At 41.9% G+C, this 16763-nt stretch carries 14 protein-coding genes and 1 rRNA gene; 9 read left to right on the top strand and 6 right to left on the bottom strand.

Annotated elements, in window-relative coordinates; all coding sequences use genetic code 11:
• Nucleotides 1-6 precede the first annotated feature (6 nt).
• From mnmE to rpmH, 5 genes are all read right to left on the bottom strand, one after another.
• Nucleotides 7-1386 (bottom strand): tRNA uridine-5-carboxymethylaminomethyl(34) synthesis GTPase MnmE, encoded by a 1380-nt coding sequence (gene mnmE, locus I6N90_RS16000; protein WP_197936645.1) that lies wholly within the window; start codon nt 1384-1386, stop codon nt 7-9.
• 150 nt (nt 1387-1536) lie between these two features.
• Nucleotides 1537-2157, bottom strand: coding sequence for an RNA-binding cell elongation regulator Jag/EloR (gene jag, locus I6N90_RS15995; protein WP_197936644.1), 621 nt, complete (start codon nt 2155-2157; stop codon nt 1537-1539).
• The gene (locus I6N90_RS15990; RefSeq protein WP_197936643.1) at nt 2154-2933 is read right to left on the bottom strand and encodes a YidC/Oxa1 family membrane protein insertase; all 780 of its coding nucleotides are present in this window, start codon (nt 2931-2933) and stop codon (nt 2154-2156) included. The genes jag and I6N90_RS15990 overlap by 4 nt, the downstream gene beginning before the upstream one ends.
• Nucleotides 2934-3164: 231 nt before the next feature.
• Nucleotides 3165-3503, bottom strand: a complete 339-nt coding sequence (rnpA, locus tag I6N90_RS15985; RefSeq protein ID WP_197936642.1) for a ribonuclease P protein component — start codon at nt 3501-3503, stop codon at nt 3165-3167.
• 100 nt (nt 3504-3603) lie between these two features.
• Nucleotides 3604-3738, bottom strand: a complete 135-nt coding sequence (gene rpmH, locus I6N90_RS15980) for a 50S ribosomal protein L34 (RefSeq protein ID WP_197936641.1) — start codon at nt 3736-3738, stop codon at nt 3604-3606.
• 566 nt (nt 3739-4304) lie between these two features.
• Here rpmH and dnaA point away from each other — a divergent pair.
• From dnaA to gyrB, 6 genes are all read left to right on the top strand, one after another.
• The gene (gene dnaA, locus I6N90_RS15975) at nt 4305-5657 is read left to right on the top strand and encodes a chromosomal replication initiator protein DnaA (protein ID WP_197936640.1); all 1353 of its coding nucleotides are present in this window, start codon (nt 4305-4307) and stop codon (nt 5655-5657) included.
• A gap of 159 nt (nt 5658-5816) precedes the next feature.
• A complete protein-coding gene (gene dnaN / locus I6N90_RS15970) occupies nt 5817-6959 on the top strand; it encodes a DNA polymerase III subunit beta (protein ID WP_197937159.1) in 1143 nt (380 codons plus the stop codon).
• A 33-nt stretch (nt 6960-6992) separates the two neighbouring features.
• Nucleotides 6993-7208, top strand: a complete 216-nt coding sequence (gene yaaA, locus I6N90_RS15965) for a S4 domain-containing protein YaaA (protein WP_197936639.1) — start codon at nt 6993-6995, stop codon at nt 7206-7208.
• Between the two features lie 27 nt (nt 7209-7235).
• The gene (recF, locus tag I6N90_RS15960; RefSeq protein WP_197936638.1) at nt 7236-8345 is read left to right on the top strand and encodes a DNA replication/repair protein RecF; all 1110 of its coding nucleotides are present in this window, start codon (nt 7236-7238) and stop codon (nt 8343-8345) included.
• Nucleotides 8346-8373: 28 nt separating this feature from the next.
• Nucleotides 8374-8625 (top strand): extracellular matrix regulator RemB, encoded by a 252-nt coding sequence (gene remB, locus I6N90_RS15955; protein ID WP_197936637.1) that lies wholly within the window; start codon nt 8374-8376, stop codon nt 8623-8625.
• Nucleotides 8626-8661: 36 nt separating this feature from the next.
• Nucleotides 8662-10572, top strand: coding sequence for a DNA topoisomerase (ATP-hydrolyzing) subunit B (gene gyrB, locus I6N90_RS15950; protein ID WP_197936636.1), 1911 nt, complete (start codon nt 8662-8664; stop codon nt 10570-10572).
• 64 nt (nt 10573-10636) lie between these two features.
• On the opposite strand, the gene I6N90_RS15945 is transcribed toward gyrB, so the two are convergent.
• Entirely contained in the window at nt 10637-11395 is a 759-nt protein-coding gene (locus tag I6N90_RS15945) for a YheC/YheD family protein (protein ID WP_197936635.1), read from the bottom strand.
• Nucleotides 11396-11743: 348 nt separating this feature from the next.
• On the opposite strand from I6N90_RS15945, the gene gyrA reads away from it, so the two are divergent.
• The 3 genes from gyrA to I6N90_RS15930 all read left to right on the top strand — a co-directional run.
• Nucleotides 11744-14227, top strand: coding sequence for a DNA gyrase subunit A (gene gyrA, locus I6N90_RS15940; RefSeq protein ID WP_197936634.1), 2484 nt, complete (start codon nt 11744-11746; stop codon nt 14225-14227).
• A 57-nt stretch (nt 14228-14284) separates the two neighbouring features.
• A complete protein-coding gene (locus I6N90_RS15935; RefSeq protein WP_197936633.1) occupies nt 14285-15358 on the top strand; it encodes an HD-GYP domain-containing protein in 1074 nt (357 codons plus the stop codon).
• 372 nt (nt 15359-15730) lie between these two features.
• Nucleotides 15731-16763, top strand: a 16S ribosomal RNA gene (locus tag I6N90_RS15930); the annotation flags it as partial.

Raw genomic sequence — 16763 nt, 5'->3', positions numbered from 1 at the left:
TAACCCCTACTTTCCAAGACAGAACTGTGAAAATATTTGATCAATCAAAGAATCCCCTGCTTCATCACCAAGAATTTCTCCAAGCGACTCCCAAGCAAGTCGTGCGTCAATCTGTATAACATCTATCGGTATTCCTACATAAGTTGCATCTATTGCATCTTGCATCGATTGTTTCGCCCGTTTAAGTAGCGAAATATGTCGTACATTGCTGACATATGTCAAATCATTAGCCTCAAGTTGACCATCAAAAAACATCTCACTAATGGTCGCTTCAAGTGAATCGAGACCACTCTCCTGCAACACAGACATTTGAACAATCGCATGATCAGGTACATATGCCTTTACTTCATCAAGATTCAATTGCCCAGGTAGATCCATCTTGTTAATAATCACTATAACAGAACGGTCCTTCAGTTGCTCTAGCAACAGACGATCATCCGCTTCTAAAGCCTCATTGTTATTAAGTACAAATAGGATCAAATCTGCTTCCTGAAGCGCATCTCTTGACCGCTCTACACCTATCTTCTCGACCACATCATTTGTTTCTCTAATCCCTGCTGTATCGAGTAAACGAAGTGGTATACCGTTAAGTGTAACAAATTGCTCGATTACATCTCGTGTTGTACCTGGTATATCGGTAACAATAGCTTTATTTTCTTGCGTAAGCACGTTCATTAGTGAAGACTTACCGACATTAGGACGACCAACGATAGCTGTCATAATGCCCTCTCGCAAAATCTTTCCTTCATTGGCCGTCTTAAGCAACTTGTCGATTTCATCTATAGCAGACTGACATTGCTCTCGAATGTAGGCACTTGTCATTGCTTCAACATCATGTTCTGGGTAATCAATATTTACTTCTATATGTGCAAGCAATTCAATTACGGTCTGACGAAGCTCTTTAATCCTTTTGGATAAAATACCATCAGACTGCTTCTTCGCAATTGAAAATGCACGATCTGACTTAGAACGAATCAAATCAATAACAGCTTCAGCTTGCATAAGATCAATACGCCCATTCAAGAAGGCGCGCTTCGTAAACTCACCCGGCTCCGCCGTACGAATATCGTTCTGTTGCAAAACGAGATCAAGAACCTTCTTCACAGCGATCACTCCGCCATGAGCATTGATTTCAACAACATCCTCAGCTGTAAATGAGCGAGGACCTCTCATCAACGTAATTAATACTTCCTCCACCTTTTCACTTGTGGAAGGATCTATAATATGACCATAATGAACCGTATGTGTATCGGCATCATTTAGACTTATTTTCGAATGGAAAATAGCATCGATACCGCTAATTGCTTGCGGACCGCTTATACGAATGATGGCAATGCCACCTTCTCCAACTGCTGTAGAAATAGCCGCAATTGTATCATGCACCATGATGAATCAACACCTCTCACGTGTAAAAGACAACCTAAAGGAACTACAATTATACACTTTCTTATGTTTCAAATGGAAAAACAGCAATGACCATGGGAAGCCATTGCTGCATAATGCCTATATAACGGTATAGAAGGATTTCATCACAATTTACTTTAAAGCAATGACGACTCTGCGATTAGGCTCGTCGCCCTTACTAAAAGTTCTCACCTTAGGGTGATTCTGTAGCTGCGAATGAATGACCTTGCGTTCGTGCGGCGTCATCGGCTCAAGAACAACTTCTTTTCTTGTACGAATAACTCGTCCAGCCAGACGATCGGAGAGCTCCTCCAATGTCTTGCGACGACGCTCGCGAAAATCCTCTGCATCAAGGACGATTCTTAAATGACTGTCTGAATAACGATTCGCCACAATATTAACCAAGTACTGTAGTGCGTCAAGCGTTCCTCCGCGGCGTCCGATTAGCATACCAAGGTCTCCACCGCCCGAAACGGACAATTGAATACCATCCCTCGATTGCTTTCGTTCAACGCTCACCTGTAGTCCCATTGTTCTTGCTACTTCTTGAAGAAACTGCTCAGCTTCCAAAAGAGGATCAGGAATAAGCTCGAGCTCAACCTTCGCCTCCTTCACACCAATCAGCCCGAACAACCCTCTAGATGGTTGCTCTAGCACAACAATCTTTACGCGTTCCTCCGCTACTTGCCATTGTGACAAACCATTACGCACAGCATCGTCTATCGTCTTTCCCGATGCAACGATTTTCTTCATTTCGCAAGGACCTCCTTCTTACCCTTGTCTGATGAACGTACGTACAGGAAGTAGTTTTGAATGATGGTGTAGATGTTACTGAATACCCAGTACAAAGGTAGTGCTGCTGGGAATGACATCGACATAACGAAAATTAGTACCGGGAAGATTGTCAAAATAATCGACATACCAGGAACCGTTTGCGTTTGTTGCTTCTGCATCATTTTAGATTGAATAAATGTAGTTATCGCTGCAAGTACAGGCAAGAAGTACCATGGGCTTGGCTCACCAAGTACAAATCCAAAGATATTGTCCATACGAATATCCTTATTCCAATAAATCGCATTGTATAGTGCGATAAATACTGGCATCTGAACAAGCAATGGCAAACAACCAGCCATCGGGTTAACCTGATGGGTTTGGAATAGCTTCATCGTTTCTTCTTGTTGCTTTTGCGGGTTGTCCTTAAACTTCTTTTTAATTTCTGCCATTTGAGGCTGCAAAGCCTGCATCGCCTTTGAACTGCGATATTGTTTGAGCGTAAGTGGCAAAATTAATGTCCTCACAATAATCGTAAGCATGAGGATCGCAAGCACATATGAACCGCCGAACCAGCCGGCGAACGTATCAAGCGCGATCGCGAAATAATAAACTACGTATTTCTCCCAGAAATTGCCCTGCAATAAATCTGGAGTGTCCATCGTATGGTCTGCTGGCACACATCCTGCCAATAATCCCATCAACATGACTAAGCCGAGCACTAAAAGCCATTTTTGTTTAGTATAACGAAACAACATTAAATCTCCTCTCTGAGAGCTTCTGCATAGTTCTATTCCAAGATTGACTATACCATAATTTATTACACAAATAAACAAGCGTAAACGGTTGCGGTCGACCTAAGGAGACGCAACTTTCGTTTCGCGGAGAAATAGAAGAACAAGATAAGCCTATTATGCTTATCGACCTTATATTTCAAGCGTAAACGGCTGTAACCGACCATTGGCGGTACAGCTTTCGTTCCACTTCATTTATTTTAATAATCCCGATTTTTTGAGCACATGATTAATGCTCTTTTCCATCTCTTTTAGAGTCATCGTCGTTGCAGGCTTTCTTACTATTAGAATGAGATCTGTATTCGGAACGATTCGATTTTCTAGATGGCGAACAATTTCCTTCACCATTCGTCTCATTCGATTACGCATAACAGCGTTGCCGATTTTTTTGCTGGTAGATACACCAAGGCGGAATGGATCAGCAATCCTCTGTTTCGACCAATACACGACAAACTGCCCATTCGCGAATGATTTGCCACCTCTATAAATACGGCTGAAATCTTCGCGGTTCCGAAGACGCAATTTTCTACGCATGACTGCTCTCCACCGTTTCCATATACATATTAGAAGAATCCTCAATTGACTCACTCGCTAAAATTGAACAAAAAAAAGACCACCAGACGTGGTCTTCTGCTTACGCGCTTAGTACTTTTCTACCTTTTTGACGACGAGCCGCCAAAACTTTACGACCGTTCGCTGAACTCATACGTTTACGGAATCCGTGAACTTTTGCACGTTTGCTTACATTCGGTTTAAATGTAGGTCTCATTAAGCTGCACCTCCTATATTACATGTGAATCTGAGTATAACGACGCATGCCGTTTTTTCGCAAAAATCGCTTTTTCTATTAAAGCACGATAACAGCCCAAAGTCAATGTCCAGCCTCCTGGCCGCAATCGTCCTCGCACGTTCACTTATTCAGCATGTGGATAAAAGTAAGGATCTATTCCCTTCGTCAAAAAGTAATAACATGTGGATAAAATGTAAGAGGTCAAAACGAACTTTGTCGAATTCTTAACATGATATAAACAATATGTAGTGTTGTGGATAGCTTTTATACACAAGTTATTGACGATGTGGATAAAATCAGTAAATTCGTTGAAATATAAGGATTCATTTGCTATGATTATTATGTTTTCGTTGTGGATTACACCACTATGCCCACAATCTTATTAACAGCCTGTGGATAACATTGTGAACAAACTTATCCCCTATTTATAACTCGTAACTTAATTATCCGTCATAATGTGGATATTTTCGTATATAAAGAAAGGTTTTCGACATAATTCTGCGTAACTGCGCCATCCGGCGATTGAAGATAAGGAGTGACAGTCTGTGGACAGCCATACTTATGATTTATGGCAACAAGTATTGTCAATCATCCAGACAAAACTAAGCAAGCCAAGTTATGACACCTGGTTTAAAGAAACGAAAGCTTCGTTTGTTGATGATTCAGTACTTGAAGTAACCGCGCCAACAACATTTGCTGCAGAATGGCTGGAAGGTCGCTATACCAAGCTAATTAGAACGACCTTGTATGAATTTTTAGGCAGACAGGTTGATGTGAAATTTTCGATTGGTGAACCAAAAAACAACGAGCAAAATGTAGTTGTACAGCATAAACCGTCCAAATCGAATGTTGCAGTAGAAGAAACGCATTCACATATGCTAAATCCAAAATATACGTTCGACACTTTTGTTGTTGGCGCAAATAACCGATTTGCACATGCAGCATCGCTAGCTGTAGCGGAAGCTCCGGCCAAAGTTTACAATCCCTTGTTCTTATATGGAGGCGTTGGACTTGGTAAAACGCATTTAATGCATGCAATTGGCCACTATATTATGGACCACAACCCAAACACGAAAGTGCTATATATCTCCTCCGAAAAGTTTACGAATGAGTTCATTAATGCTATTCGTGACAATCAAGGTGAGAGTTTCCGGACAAAATACCGAAATATAGACGTCTTGCTTATCGATGACATTCAATTTTTGGCTGGAAAGGAACAAACACAAGAGGAATTTTTCCACACATTCAATGCGCTGCATGAAGAACGGAAACATATCGTCATCTCAAGTGACCGTCCACCGAAAGAGATTCCAACGCTTGAAGATCGCTTGCGTTCACGGTTTGAATGGGGATTAATAACCGATATTCAGCCGCCAGACTTGGAAACTAGAATCGCCATATTGCGTAAAAAGGCACGTTCAGAAAACCTTGATATTCCAAACGAAGCGATGAACTATATTGCCAGTCAAATCAATACGAATATTCGAGAGCTGGAAGGTGCTCTTATTCGAGTAGTAGCCTATTCTTCGCTCATAAATGCAGATATTACGTCTCATCTAGCAGCTGAAGCGCTAAAAGATATTATTCCATCGGGTAGACCACGAATGATCACAATGGGAGATATTCAAGCGAAAGTAGGAGAATTCTACGGTCTTCGTATGGAGGAATTTAAAGCACGGAAACGTACGAAAGCTGTTGCTTATCCGAGACAGATCGCTATGTATCTTTCAAGGGAACTTACCGACTATTCGTTGCCGAAGATCGGGGAAGCATTTGGAGGTAGAGATCACACTACCGTAATCCATGCACACGAGAAAATTACACAGCAGCTAAAGGTCGATCAAGAGCTATTCAAAATTCTCCAAAATTTAACCGAAAAAATCAAAAATAATATGTGAACAACTAAGCAAGCCTATGCACAAGCTATGCACATGTGGATAGGCTTGCTTTATCCCTGTTTTTTGGGGTTATCCACATATTCAGTGCCCCTACTACTACTACTACTAAAAAATCTTTAAAAACATATCATCAAAATAACGCTGAAACGGGTGACGAAATTGAAATTAACGATCTCCAAAAATAAGCTAAACGATGCAATTCAACAAGTGGCAAAAGCCGCCTCGACTCGTCCAGCCATTCCGATCCTTGGAGGCATTAAAATTGACGTCAACCATCAATTTGTAACACTAACTGCAAGTGATACAGATATATCTATTCAAAGTTTTATCACAGTAGAACAAGACGATATTATTAATGCACAAGTAGAAAAGCCAGGTAGTGTTGTTCTTCCTGCAAAGTTTTTTGTAGAAATCGTTAAAAAATTGCCCTCTGAAGAAGTTAGCATTGAGGTTGGATCACAGTATCAGACAGTCATTCGTTCTGGATCAACAGAAATTCAGATGGTTGGTCTAGATCCTGAAGAATTCCCGATCCTGCCATCGATTGAACAAGAAAACATTCTTCAAATTCCAGGTGATCTAATCAAGTCGATGATTAGACAAACGGTGCTTGCAGCATCAACAAGCGAACAAACGCCAATTCTTACAGGTGTTCTTTGGAAGCTGCAGGAAGGTGAACTGAAGTTTGTTGCTACGGATCGTCATCGCCTTGCTAGCCGCACAACAAAGGTCGATGTTGATAGCACCATAAACTTCAGCAATATCGTTATTTCTGCAAAGACGCTTAACGAACTATCGAGACTAATTCCAGATCAAAATACACTTATCGATATCGTAGTTGCAGACAATCAAGTTTTATTTAAAGTTGATAACGTGTTATTCTACACACGTATCCTTGATGGCACATATCCCGATACTTCAAAAATTATTCCACAAGTTTTCGAAACAGAACTTGTGTTAGATACAAAAAAAGTAATGGATGCAATTGATCGTGCTTATTTGATGTCTCGTGAAGAAAAAACAAATATCGTTCGTTTGGCGACGATGGAAGATGGTATTATTGAAATTTCTTCGAGCTCAACTGAGCTAGGAAGAGTAACAGAGCAGCTGGATGCAAAACAATTTACGGGTGATCCACTACGTATCGCTTTCAACTCTAAATATATGCTTGATGTTCTAAAGGTTATTGACAGTGAACAGCTGTTTTTTGGATTTACGGGACCAATGCGCCCAATCATTATCAAACCGATGGATCATGATTACAGTATGTATGTCATTTTGCCATACAGGATTCCGGGTTAACGTCCAAAGGGGCAAAGAGAGGAAGTCAACAAGATGAAAGAAATAGCAATTAGTACGGAATATATCGCGCTTGGACAGTTTTTGAAACTATCCGATTGTATATCCACAGGTGGACAAGCGAAGTTTTTCCTTCAGGAAAATGTTATCCACATAAACGGAGATGTTGATAACCGTCGGGGCAGAAAGCTTTACGCAGGAGATAAAGTAGAAGTAGAGGGCTGCGGCGTTTTTGTTGTAACAAAATCATAATGCGCATAGGGACCGGGAGGTTAAATCGTGTTCTTAACGAGCATTGAATTACAAAATTACCGCAACTATAGCAATCTTGAATTGTCTACAACGAATAAGGTTAACGTTTTTTTAGGACCTAACGCACAAGGTAAAACAAATCTACTGGAAGCCATATTTACACTCGCCTTATCGAAGTCACATCGAACATCGAAGGATAAGGAACTTATTGGATGGCAATCTGAATCCGCTAGAGTTTCTGGTGTGGTGGACAAAAAGTATGGTTCCGTAAGTTTGGATTTATTATTTTCTACACAAGGCAAGAAGGCAAAGATCAATGGATTAGAGCAGCGTAAACTAAGCAACTTTATTGGCTCGGTGAATGTTGTCATGTTCGCTCCAGAAGATCTTGAAATTGTAAAAGGGACACCGGGAGTAAGACGAAGATTTCTTGATATGGAAATCGGACAAGTACAGCCCAGCTATTTATATACGCTTCAGCAATACGGCAAAGTTCTTCAACAGCGTAACAATTACTTGAAGAGTGCATCTCCAGGTAATGTGAATAATGCCATGCTCGAAGTATGGAATATTCAGCTTGCAGAGCTTGGTGTTAAGATTATGAAAAAAAGGAAACACTTTATTAATAAACTTCAAACTTATGCAGAACAGATTCATGCAGGTATTACGAACGGGGCTGAGAAGCTAACCATATCGTATCGCCCGTCCTTTGATACGGATGCACTGCAAGATGAATCTGTTTTATTTGATCAATTTATGATAAAGTTAACACAGGTGAAAGATCAGGAGATTCGGAGAGGTGTTACACTGGCTGGTCCACATCGCGATGATTTGGCGTTCTTTATTAACGATAAAGAAGCACAAGTATTCGGATCACAAGGACAGCAGCGCACGACCGCACTATCCCTTAAGCTGGCAGAGATTGAGCTCATCAACGAAGAAATAGGAGAATATCCTCTTCTGCTGCTTGATGACGTATTGTCCGAACTGGATCAGAATCGGCAAACGCAGCTCATAGAAACCTTTCAAAACAAAGTACAAACGTTTATTACAACGACCGGCCTGGAGAGCGTCAACACAAGCAGACTCCACGATGCCGGTATCTATTATGTGCAAGAAGGTAAAGTGACGGTATAGCACGATTGAGGAGAGGTGAGGCGGAGAGATGTATATACATTTGGGCGGCGAAAAAATTATCAGAGCTGTTGAACTGGTAGCCATATTCGATATTTCCATCGAGCAATCCTCCAAGCTATCCAAGCAATTCGTTGCAGGTGCGCGTAAGCGCAAGGACGTTGAAACGATAGGCGAAGAAGATCCGAAGTCGATCGTTGTTACAAAGAAAAAAATATATTATTCCCCTATATCATCCTCAACGCTGAAAAAAAGGGCTCATCACTTTGCAGCGAATGGATAATGACAGGAAAGCAGTTGAGAGGAGCAGTGAGCTTGCATGTCTTTGGAACAGCATACGTATGACGAGAGTCAGATACAGGTTCTAGAAGGACTAGAGGCGGTACGCAAACGTCCCGGGATGTATATTGGCTCCACTAGTGGCAAAGGACTTCATCATCTTGTATGGGAAGTTGTCGATAATAGTATAGACGAAGCTCTAGCGGGTTATTGTACGAAGATCGATGTTATTGTTCACAAAAACAATAGCATAACTGTAATTGATAACGGTCGAGGCATTCCAATTGGGATGAATGAAAAGCTGCAGAAATCGACGCTTGAAGTCGTTATGACCGTGCTCCACGCAGGCGGTAAATTCGGCGGTGAGGGTTACAAAGTATCCGGTGGTCTACATGGCGTCGGTGTATCTGTCGTTAACGCATTGTCTGAGCTTGTTACCGTACAAGTAAAGCGTAACGGAACGGTCTATCAACAAGAATATCGTAGAGGTGCACCACAATACGATATTAAGGCTGTTGGTGAAACAGAAGAGACAGGTACTCAAGTAACATTCCAACCTGACCCAGAAATTTTCACTGAAACGACAGAGTATGACTATGATATATTGCAATCGCGTATACGTGAGCTGGCATTCCTAAACAAAGGAATTGAAATCGTTCTGTCAGATGAGCGAACAGATATTAGCAACTCTTTTAAATACGAGGGTGGTATTATCGAATTCGTTAACTATTTGAACCGTAATCGTGTCGCTTTGCATGAAAACCCAATATACGTAGAAGGCGCTAAGGACCATATTCATGTGGAAGTAGCGCTTCAATATAACGATAGTTATGCCGAAAATATTTATTCCTTTGCGAATAATATTAATACACATGAAGGCGGAACGCATGAGTCTGGCTTCAAGAGTGCATTAACACGGATAATTAACGACTATGCTCGTAAAAATAATTTACTTAAAGATAATGATTCCAACTTCTCCGGTGATGATGTACGCGAAGGCTTAACAGCTATCATCTCGGTGAAAATTCCTGAGCCGCAATTTGAAGGGCAAACGAAAACTAAGCTTGGCAATAGTGAGGTACGTGGAATTGTAGAATCATTTTTTGCTGAGAAATTGCAAATGTTTCTTGAAGAAAATCCTTCTGTATCCCGTCGTATTGTAGAGAAGGGCTTGCAAGCTGCTCGTGCTCGCGAAGCCGCACGTAAAGCTCGTGAGTTAACTCGTCGTAAGAGTGCGCTAGAGGTTGGTTCACTTCCAGGTAAACTAGCGGATTGCTCATCAAAAGATGCAGCAATAAGCGAGCTCTACATCGTCGAAGGAGATTCCGCTGGTGGTTCTGCGAAACAGGGTCGTGATCGTCACTTCCAAGCAATTCTTCCTCTGCGTGGAAAAATATTGAACGTTGAAAAAGCACGTCTTGATCGTATTCTCGGCAACGCAGAGATTCGCGCAATTATTACTGCTCTTGGTACAGGAATTAGCGATGACTTTGATATCGCAAAAGCACGTTACCATAAGATCATAATTATGACGGATGCCGATGTCGATGGCGCACATATTCGTACGCTACTGCTTACATTCTTCTACCGCTATATGAAGGAGATTATCGAAGCAGGTTATATTTACATCGCACAGCCGCCGCTATTTAAGATCGAGCGTGGTAAAAATGTACGATATGCTCTAACAGAGAGAGAAAGAGACGTCATTCTCGCGGAATTCGGTGAAGGCGTTAAAGTTAATATTCAACGTTATAAAGGTCTTGGCGAGATGGATGCTATTCAGCTATGGGAAACAACGATGGATCCTGAGAGCCGTTCTATGCTACAAGTTACGATTGAAGATGCAATCGAAGCAGATACAATATTCGATACGCTTATGGGTGACAATGTAGAGCCTCGTCGTGAGTTTATTCAAAAGTTTGCGAGATATGTAACGAATCTCGATGTATAGAGAAAGTGGGAGCAATCATCTTAAGAGATGGTTGCTCCTTTTTTTGTACAACACCCTACTTACGTTATGCTTTCATACCCCCGTACGCGAGAGAGTAGCGGCGAACTTTACGATAAATACTTTTGTCAGGAAGTATTTTGTAGATGTATGGATGAGGTTTTGTATTCACTTCAAGTACCCAAGGATGCAGCTTCGTATCAATAGCAACATCCACTCCGATCTCTTTTAGTCTAGGATAGGCTGTCTGAAGCTGACGACCGATAGAAGCACCCAGTTTTTCGAGTCGTTTCTTGTAAGCTGTAGTTTCCGTCGGGGATAGATGAGTCGATAATAGCCGCTCGTATGTGACCATAGTTCCGCCGCTATGATAATTTGTAACTATTCTTTCAGGATGCGATAGGCGCCCGATAATTGCTGTTGTCTCCCAATGATCACTCAAGTTTTTTTGTACCATAACACGAATGTCGAAACGCCTCTTTTGGTGCTTGAGCAAATAAACTCCCTTTTGTACAAGATAATCCTTATGTCTGGTATAACTCTGCAAACCGTTATAAAGTGCTTCAAACGTAGAGACGAATATTTGATCCGTTTTGATTTGATAGCGATAACCCGCAGAAGGCTCTGTTACTTTCTCAACGCGAATAACACCTTTCCCAAAAGTACCATTATCCGGCTTTACATAGATCATTTCGTGTTGATTAATCATCAATAGCAACGATTCGCGATTGAAGCGTTTCGTTTGTGGAATGTATTGCTTTAAATCATTGGATCTCACAAGTACTTTTGTTTTCGCCCATTTGCTTCTTACCCGTTGTATGGACAACGAAATGGCACCTCTCTCTTTAAAAGAAATAAATGATATCTTATCGCTTGTTACTGAACCTGCTTAAAGTGGATAAAGCCCTAAGTTTTTCTTCATGGCAATCGGCTAGGCACAAGACAGACTATGGAATGAATGGTATAATAAAAGTTGGTTCTGTTTAATTTATGACTTTTTTTCATATATGGAGATTGTTCGTTGGCCTATTTTTTGTCAGCCTTCTACAAGTCATATGAGGGACCAAATCGGAACATATGTAAGTACAAGGTTTATATGTGCTTCATTTGAGAAAGTAATATAATGGAATTAGTTATTAAGGACTACAGATAGATGACGTCAGGGAGGTAAAGCATGGCGGAAGAACAACGAATGTCAGTGACAGACCGCGATATTGGTACGGAGATGCGAGATTCCTTTATGGATTATGCGATGAGTATTATCGTAAGCCGCGCGTTGCCAGATGTAAGGGATGGACTTAAGCCGGTACATCGCCGTATTTTGTTTGCAATGTCTGAGCTGGGCATGTCACCAGACAAGCCACATAAGAAGTCTGCAAGAATCGTAGGCGAGGTCATCGGCAAGTACCATCCACATGGTGATTCAGCAGTTTATGAGTCTATGGTTAGGATGGCGCAAGATTTCTCCATGCGTTATATGCTAGTCGATGGTCATGGAAACTTTGGATCGATTGACGGTGATATGGCAGCAGCCATGCGTTATACAGAAGCACGTTTGTCTAAGATGGCAATGGAGCTTCTTCGCGATATTAACAAAGAAACAATTGATTTTATTCCGAACTATGATGGTGAAGAACATGAACCAGTTGTGTTGCCAGCGCGGTATCCAAACTTACTCGTTAACGGAGTAACCGGTATTGCTGTAGGTATGGCAACAAATATTCCACCACATAATTTAAATGAAGTTATTGACGGTGCACAAGCGATGATTCGTAATCCTGATATTACACCGCTTGAGCTAATGGAATTTGTAAAAGGACCAGATTTCCCTACAGCAGCATTCGTTATGGGACGTCAAGGTATTCGTCAAGCCTATTTAACAGGACGCGGATCGGTTACGATGCGTGCTAGAGCGACGATTGAAGAAAACAATGGTAAAGCTCGTATTCTTATACACGAACTGCCGTACCAAGTTATAAAAGCACGTTTAGTTGAGAAAATTGCTGAACTTGTTCGTGAAAAAAAGATCGAAGGTATAACAGATCTGCGTGATGAATCCGATCGTAATGGTATGCGTGTCGTCATAGAACTTCGTCGGGATGTTAATCCAAGTGTTGTACTTAACAATCTTTACAAACAAACACAGCTTCAATCTAATTTCGGTATTAACATGCTTGCGCTAGTTAATGGAGAACCGAAAACACTTAACTTACGCGAAATGCTTTATCACTACTTACAGCATCAAATTATCGTTATCCGTCGTCGTACGGAATTTGATTTGAGAAAAGCTGAAGCTCGCGCACATATACTTGAAGGCTTGCGTATTGCGCTAGATCATTTGGATGAAGTTATTAAACTTATCCGTGCATCATTAAATGCTGATGAAGCACGCGAAGGATTAATTACAAGATTCTCTCTTAGCCATGAACAAGCTCAAGCGATCTTGGATATGCGTCTTCAACGTCTTACTGGACTTGAGCGCGATAAGATTGAAGCGGAATACGCAGAATTAATGCGTAAGATTGCTGAATATAAAGCTATTCTTGCTGATGAGCAGCTTGTACTAGATATTATCAGTACCGAGCTTAACGAAATCAAAGAGAGATTCGGAGACGAACGCCGTACTGAAATTACGGCAAGTGACGAAGAGATTTTGGACGAGGATCTTATTCCTCGCGAAGATGTCATTATCTCCATCACAAATTCTGGTTACATCAAACGTCTGCCAGTAACAACGTACCGCAGTCAAAAACGCGGCGGCAGAGGAGTAATCGGTATGGATACGAAGGAGCATGACTTCGTTGAACATCTCTTTGTATCGAATACACATCACTTCCTATTGTTCTTCACGAACAAAGGTAAAGTATACAAACTTAAAGCGTACGAGATTCCTGATCTTAGCCGCACAGCACGTGGAACTCCAATCATCAACCTGATTCAAATTGAGCAGGGTGAGACGATAAACGCTGTTATCCCGGTTCAAGCATTCGATGCTGAACATTACTTGTTCTTTGCGACAAGACAGGGTGTTGTTAAGAAGACACCTTTGGACGATTATGTCAATATTCGTAAGGTTGGTCTAATCGCTATATCCTTACGTGAGGATGACGATCTAATCGGCGTGAAGCTGACAGACGGTAACCAAGAAATTATTATGGGTACTGCACAAGGCATGTCTATCCGATTCTCAGAACAGGATGTTCGTTCTATGGGACGTTCAGCCACTGGCGTTAAGGGTATCGGTCTTGATGAAGCAGATGCTGTAATCGATATGGATGTTGTTGTACCGGAGAAAGAAGTGCTTATCGTTACTTCGAAAGGTTATGGAAAACGTACGCCAATTGGTGAATACCGTATCCAAAACCGTGGCGGTAAAGGGATTAAGACACTTAATGTAACTGAGAAGAATGGTCCGATCGTTTCTCTTAAAGTTGTTGAGAATGAAGAAGACCTTATGATCATGACATCTCTTGGTACACTTATCCGTACAAGCATGGAAGGTATTTCTTCGATGGGAAGAAATACACAAGGGGTAAGATTGATTCATACACGTGAGGACGATACGGTAGCTACAGTTACTCGCGTTGCACGTAGTGAAGAGAATGAAGTTTTGTCCGATGAAGAAGGACAGGACGAAAATTCAACGACTACGGAATAGATTGATTTTTGCAAGTTGATTCATAACGATTAACAGGCACAAGGGGAGAGGACTTCCGTGGGTACAGTAGTAGTAGCTCAATTAAAGCTAGGCGACAAAATCGGAGAAGATGTCCTCACCCCGCTTGGGAGCGTATTGTTTCAGAAGGGCAAGATCATTACACCTAAGGAAATAGAAATTCTGCAAGCTTTCCTTGTGCCAAGTGTGACAGTAGAGAATGGCTTCAGCGAAGTGAAATTAGGCGAAGATCGGTCAGATGAGGCAACGCAGGGAATTAACACTGTAGTTCCACAATCATCGCTTCATCGTGAGTATGAAGCGATGATCGAAGTGCTACGGTTTATTTTCAACTCATACGTCACAGGGCAAGGTTTGCCGATTATGGATATTCGCGTTCAACTGGAGAAACTGCTGAAGCATATAGATAGCTACAGGGTATTAACATTTGTACCGAGACTTTTTCAAGAGAAGGACTATCTATTACACAATAGTGTTACGTCCTCACTTACATCTTATCTCATTTCACAATGGGTTGGCTTACCGCAGAAGGATTGGATGCAAGTTGCGCTGGCCGGCCTGCTTAAAGATATTGGCAACGTGCGAATTGATCGTACAATACTCGGAAAACCTAATGCGCTCACTTCTGAAGAGAAGGAAGAGATGCAACGTCATACTGTACATGGTTACCAGCTACTTAAAAGTGTGGCAGCTTTAACTGAAGGGGCAAAGTTAGCCGCATTACAGCACCATGAAAAGGTAGATGGTACAGGTTATCCATTAGGTATTGATTCAACGCAGATTCATCCATTCGCCAAAATCGTTAGTATCGCGGATATTTTCCACGCCATGACACTAAATAAGGCATACCGAAAGGCTACATCTCCGTATCTTGTCCTTGAACAAATACAGAGCGACGCATTTGGCAAGCTTGATCCAACTTATGTGAGAATCTTTGTGGAGAAAGTAACACAGTTCCATAATGGTACAGTTGTACGATTAAGTGATGACCGTATTGGTGAGATTATATTCTCGGATCGATCTCATCCAACAAGACCATGGGTATCCATTGGCGGGGTAATCGAGAACTTAACGTTAAATAGACAGCTGCATATTATAGAAGTTATAAAATAAGGCTTAATAAACGCACCTAAATCAATCGTCATGGAGCAATAACTATGATAATTGAGGTATGGTGCGTTTCTTTATATAGAAGAAAGATGTTCAAATGATTGTTTAAAGTGCTTAAAAACTGTTGTCTAACAAGGAATTAGCTATGATTTTAATGTATTTTAAAGTTTTTTAAAAGAAAATGAAAAAAGTACTTGCATTCCACTAGGCATACATGATATATTATCTAAGTCGCCGCTGAGACAAACGGCCGACAAGCAAGAAACATGAAAGAAAAGATTGTTCTTTGAAAACTGAACAACGAGCGAAACTGCCTCATTCATCCTAATGGATGTAATGAAAAAGCAATATAAAGTAATGAGCAAGTCAAACACCAATTTGGAGAGTTTGATCCTGGCTCAGGACGAACGCTGGCGGCGTGCCTAATACATGCAAGTCGAGCGGACTTGATGAAGTGCTTGCACTTCTGATGGTTAGCGGCGGACGGGTGAGTAACACGTAGGTAACCTGCCTATAAGACTGGGATAACATTCGGAAACGAATGCTAATACCGGATACACGATTTGGTCGCATGGCYGAATCGGGAAAGACGGAGCAATCTGTCACTTATAGATGGACCTGCGGCGCATTAGCTAGTTGGTGAGGTAACGGCTCACCAAGGCGACGATGCGTAGCCGACCTGAGAGGGTGATCGGCCACACTGGGACTGAGACACGGCCCAGACTCCTACGGGAGGCAGCAGTAGGGAATCTTCCGCAATGGACGAAAGTCTGACGGAGCAACGCCGCGTGAGTGATGAAGGTTTTCGGATCGTAAAGCTCTGTTGCCAGGGAAGAACGCTTGGGAGAGTAACTGCTCTCAAGGTGACGGTACCTGAGAAGAAAGCCCCGGCTAACTACGTGCCAGCAGCCGCGGTAATACGTAGGGGGCAAGCGTTGTCCGGAATTATTGGGCGTAAAGCGCGCGCAGGCGGTTAATTAAGTCTGATGTTTAAGGCCAAGGCTCAACCTTGGTTCGCATTGGAAACTGGTTAACTTGAGTACAGAAGAGGAAAGTGGAATTCCACGTGTAGCGGTGAAATGCGTAGAGATGTGGAGGAACACCAGTGGCGAAGGCGACTTTCTGGGCTGTAACTGACGCTGAGGCGCGAAAGCGTGGGGAGCAAACAGGATTAGATACCCTGGTAGTCCACGCCGTAAACGATGAATGCTAGGTGTTAGGGGTTTCAATACCCTTGGTGCCGAAGTTAACACATTAAGCATTCCGCCTGGGGAGTACGGTCGCAAGACTGAAACTCAAAGGAATTGACGGGGACCCGCACAAGCAGTGGAGTATGTGGTTTAATTCGAAGCAACGCGAAGAACCTTACCAGGTCTTGACATCCCTCTGACCGCATTAGAGATAGTGC

The sequence above is a fragment of the Paenibacillus sp. GSMTC-2017 genome, from assembly GCF_016019935.1.
Classification (GTDB): domain Bacteria; phylum Bacillota; class Bacilli; order Paenibacillales; family Paenibacillaceae; genus Pristimantibacillus.
The sequence above is the reverse complement of the archived record's forward strand: the minus strand, read 5'-3'. Positions and strand labels throughout refer to the sequence as shown.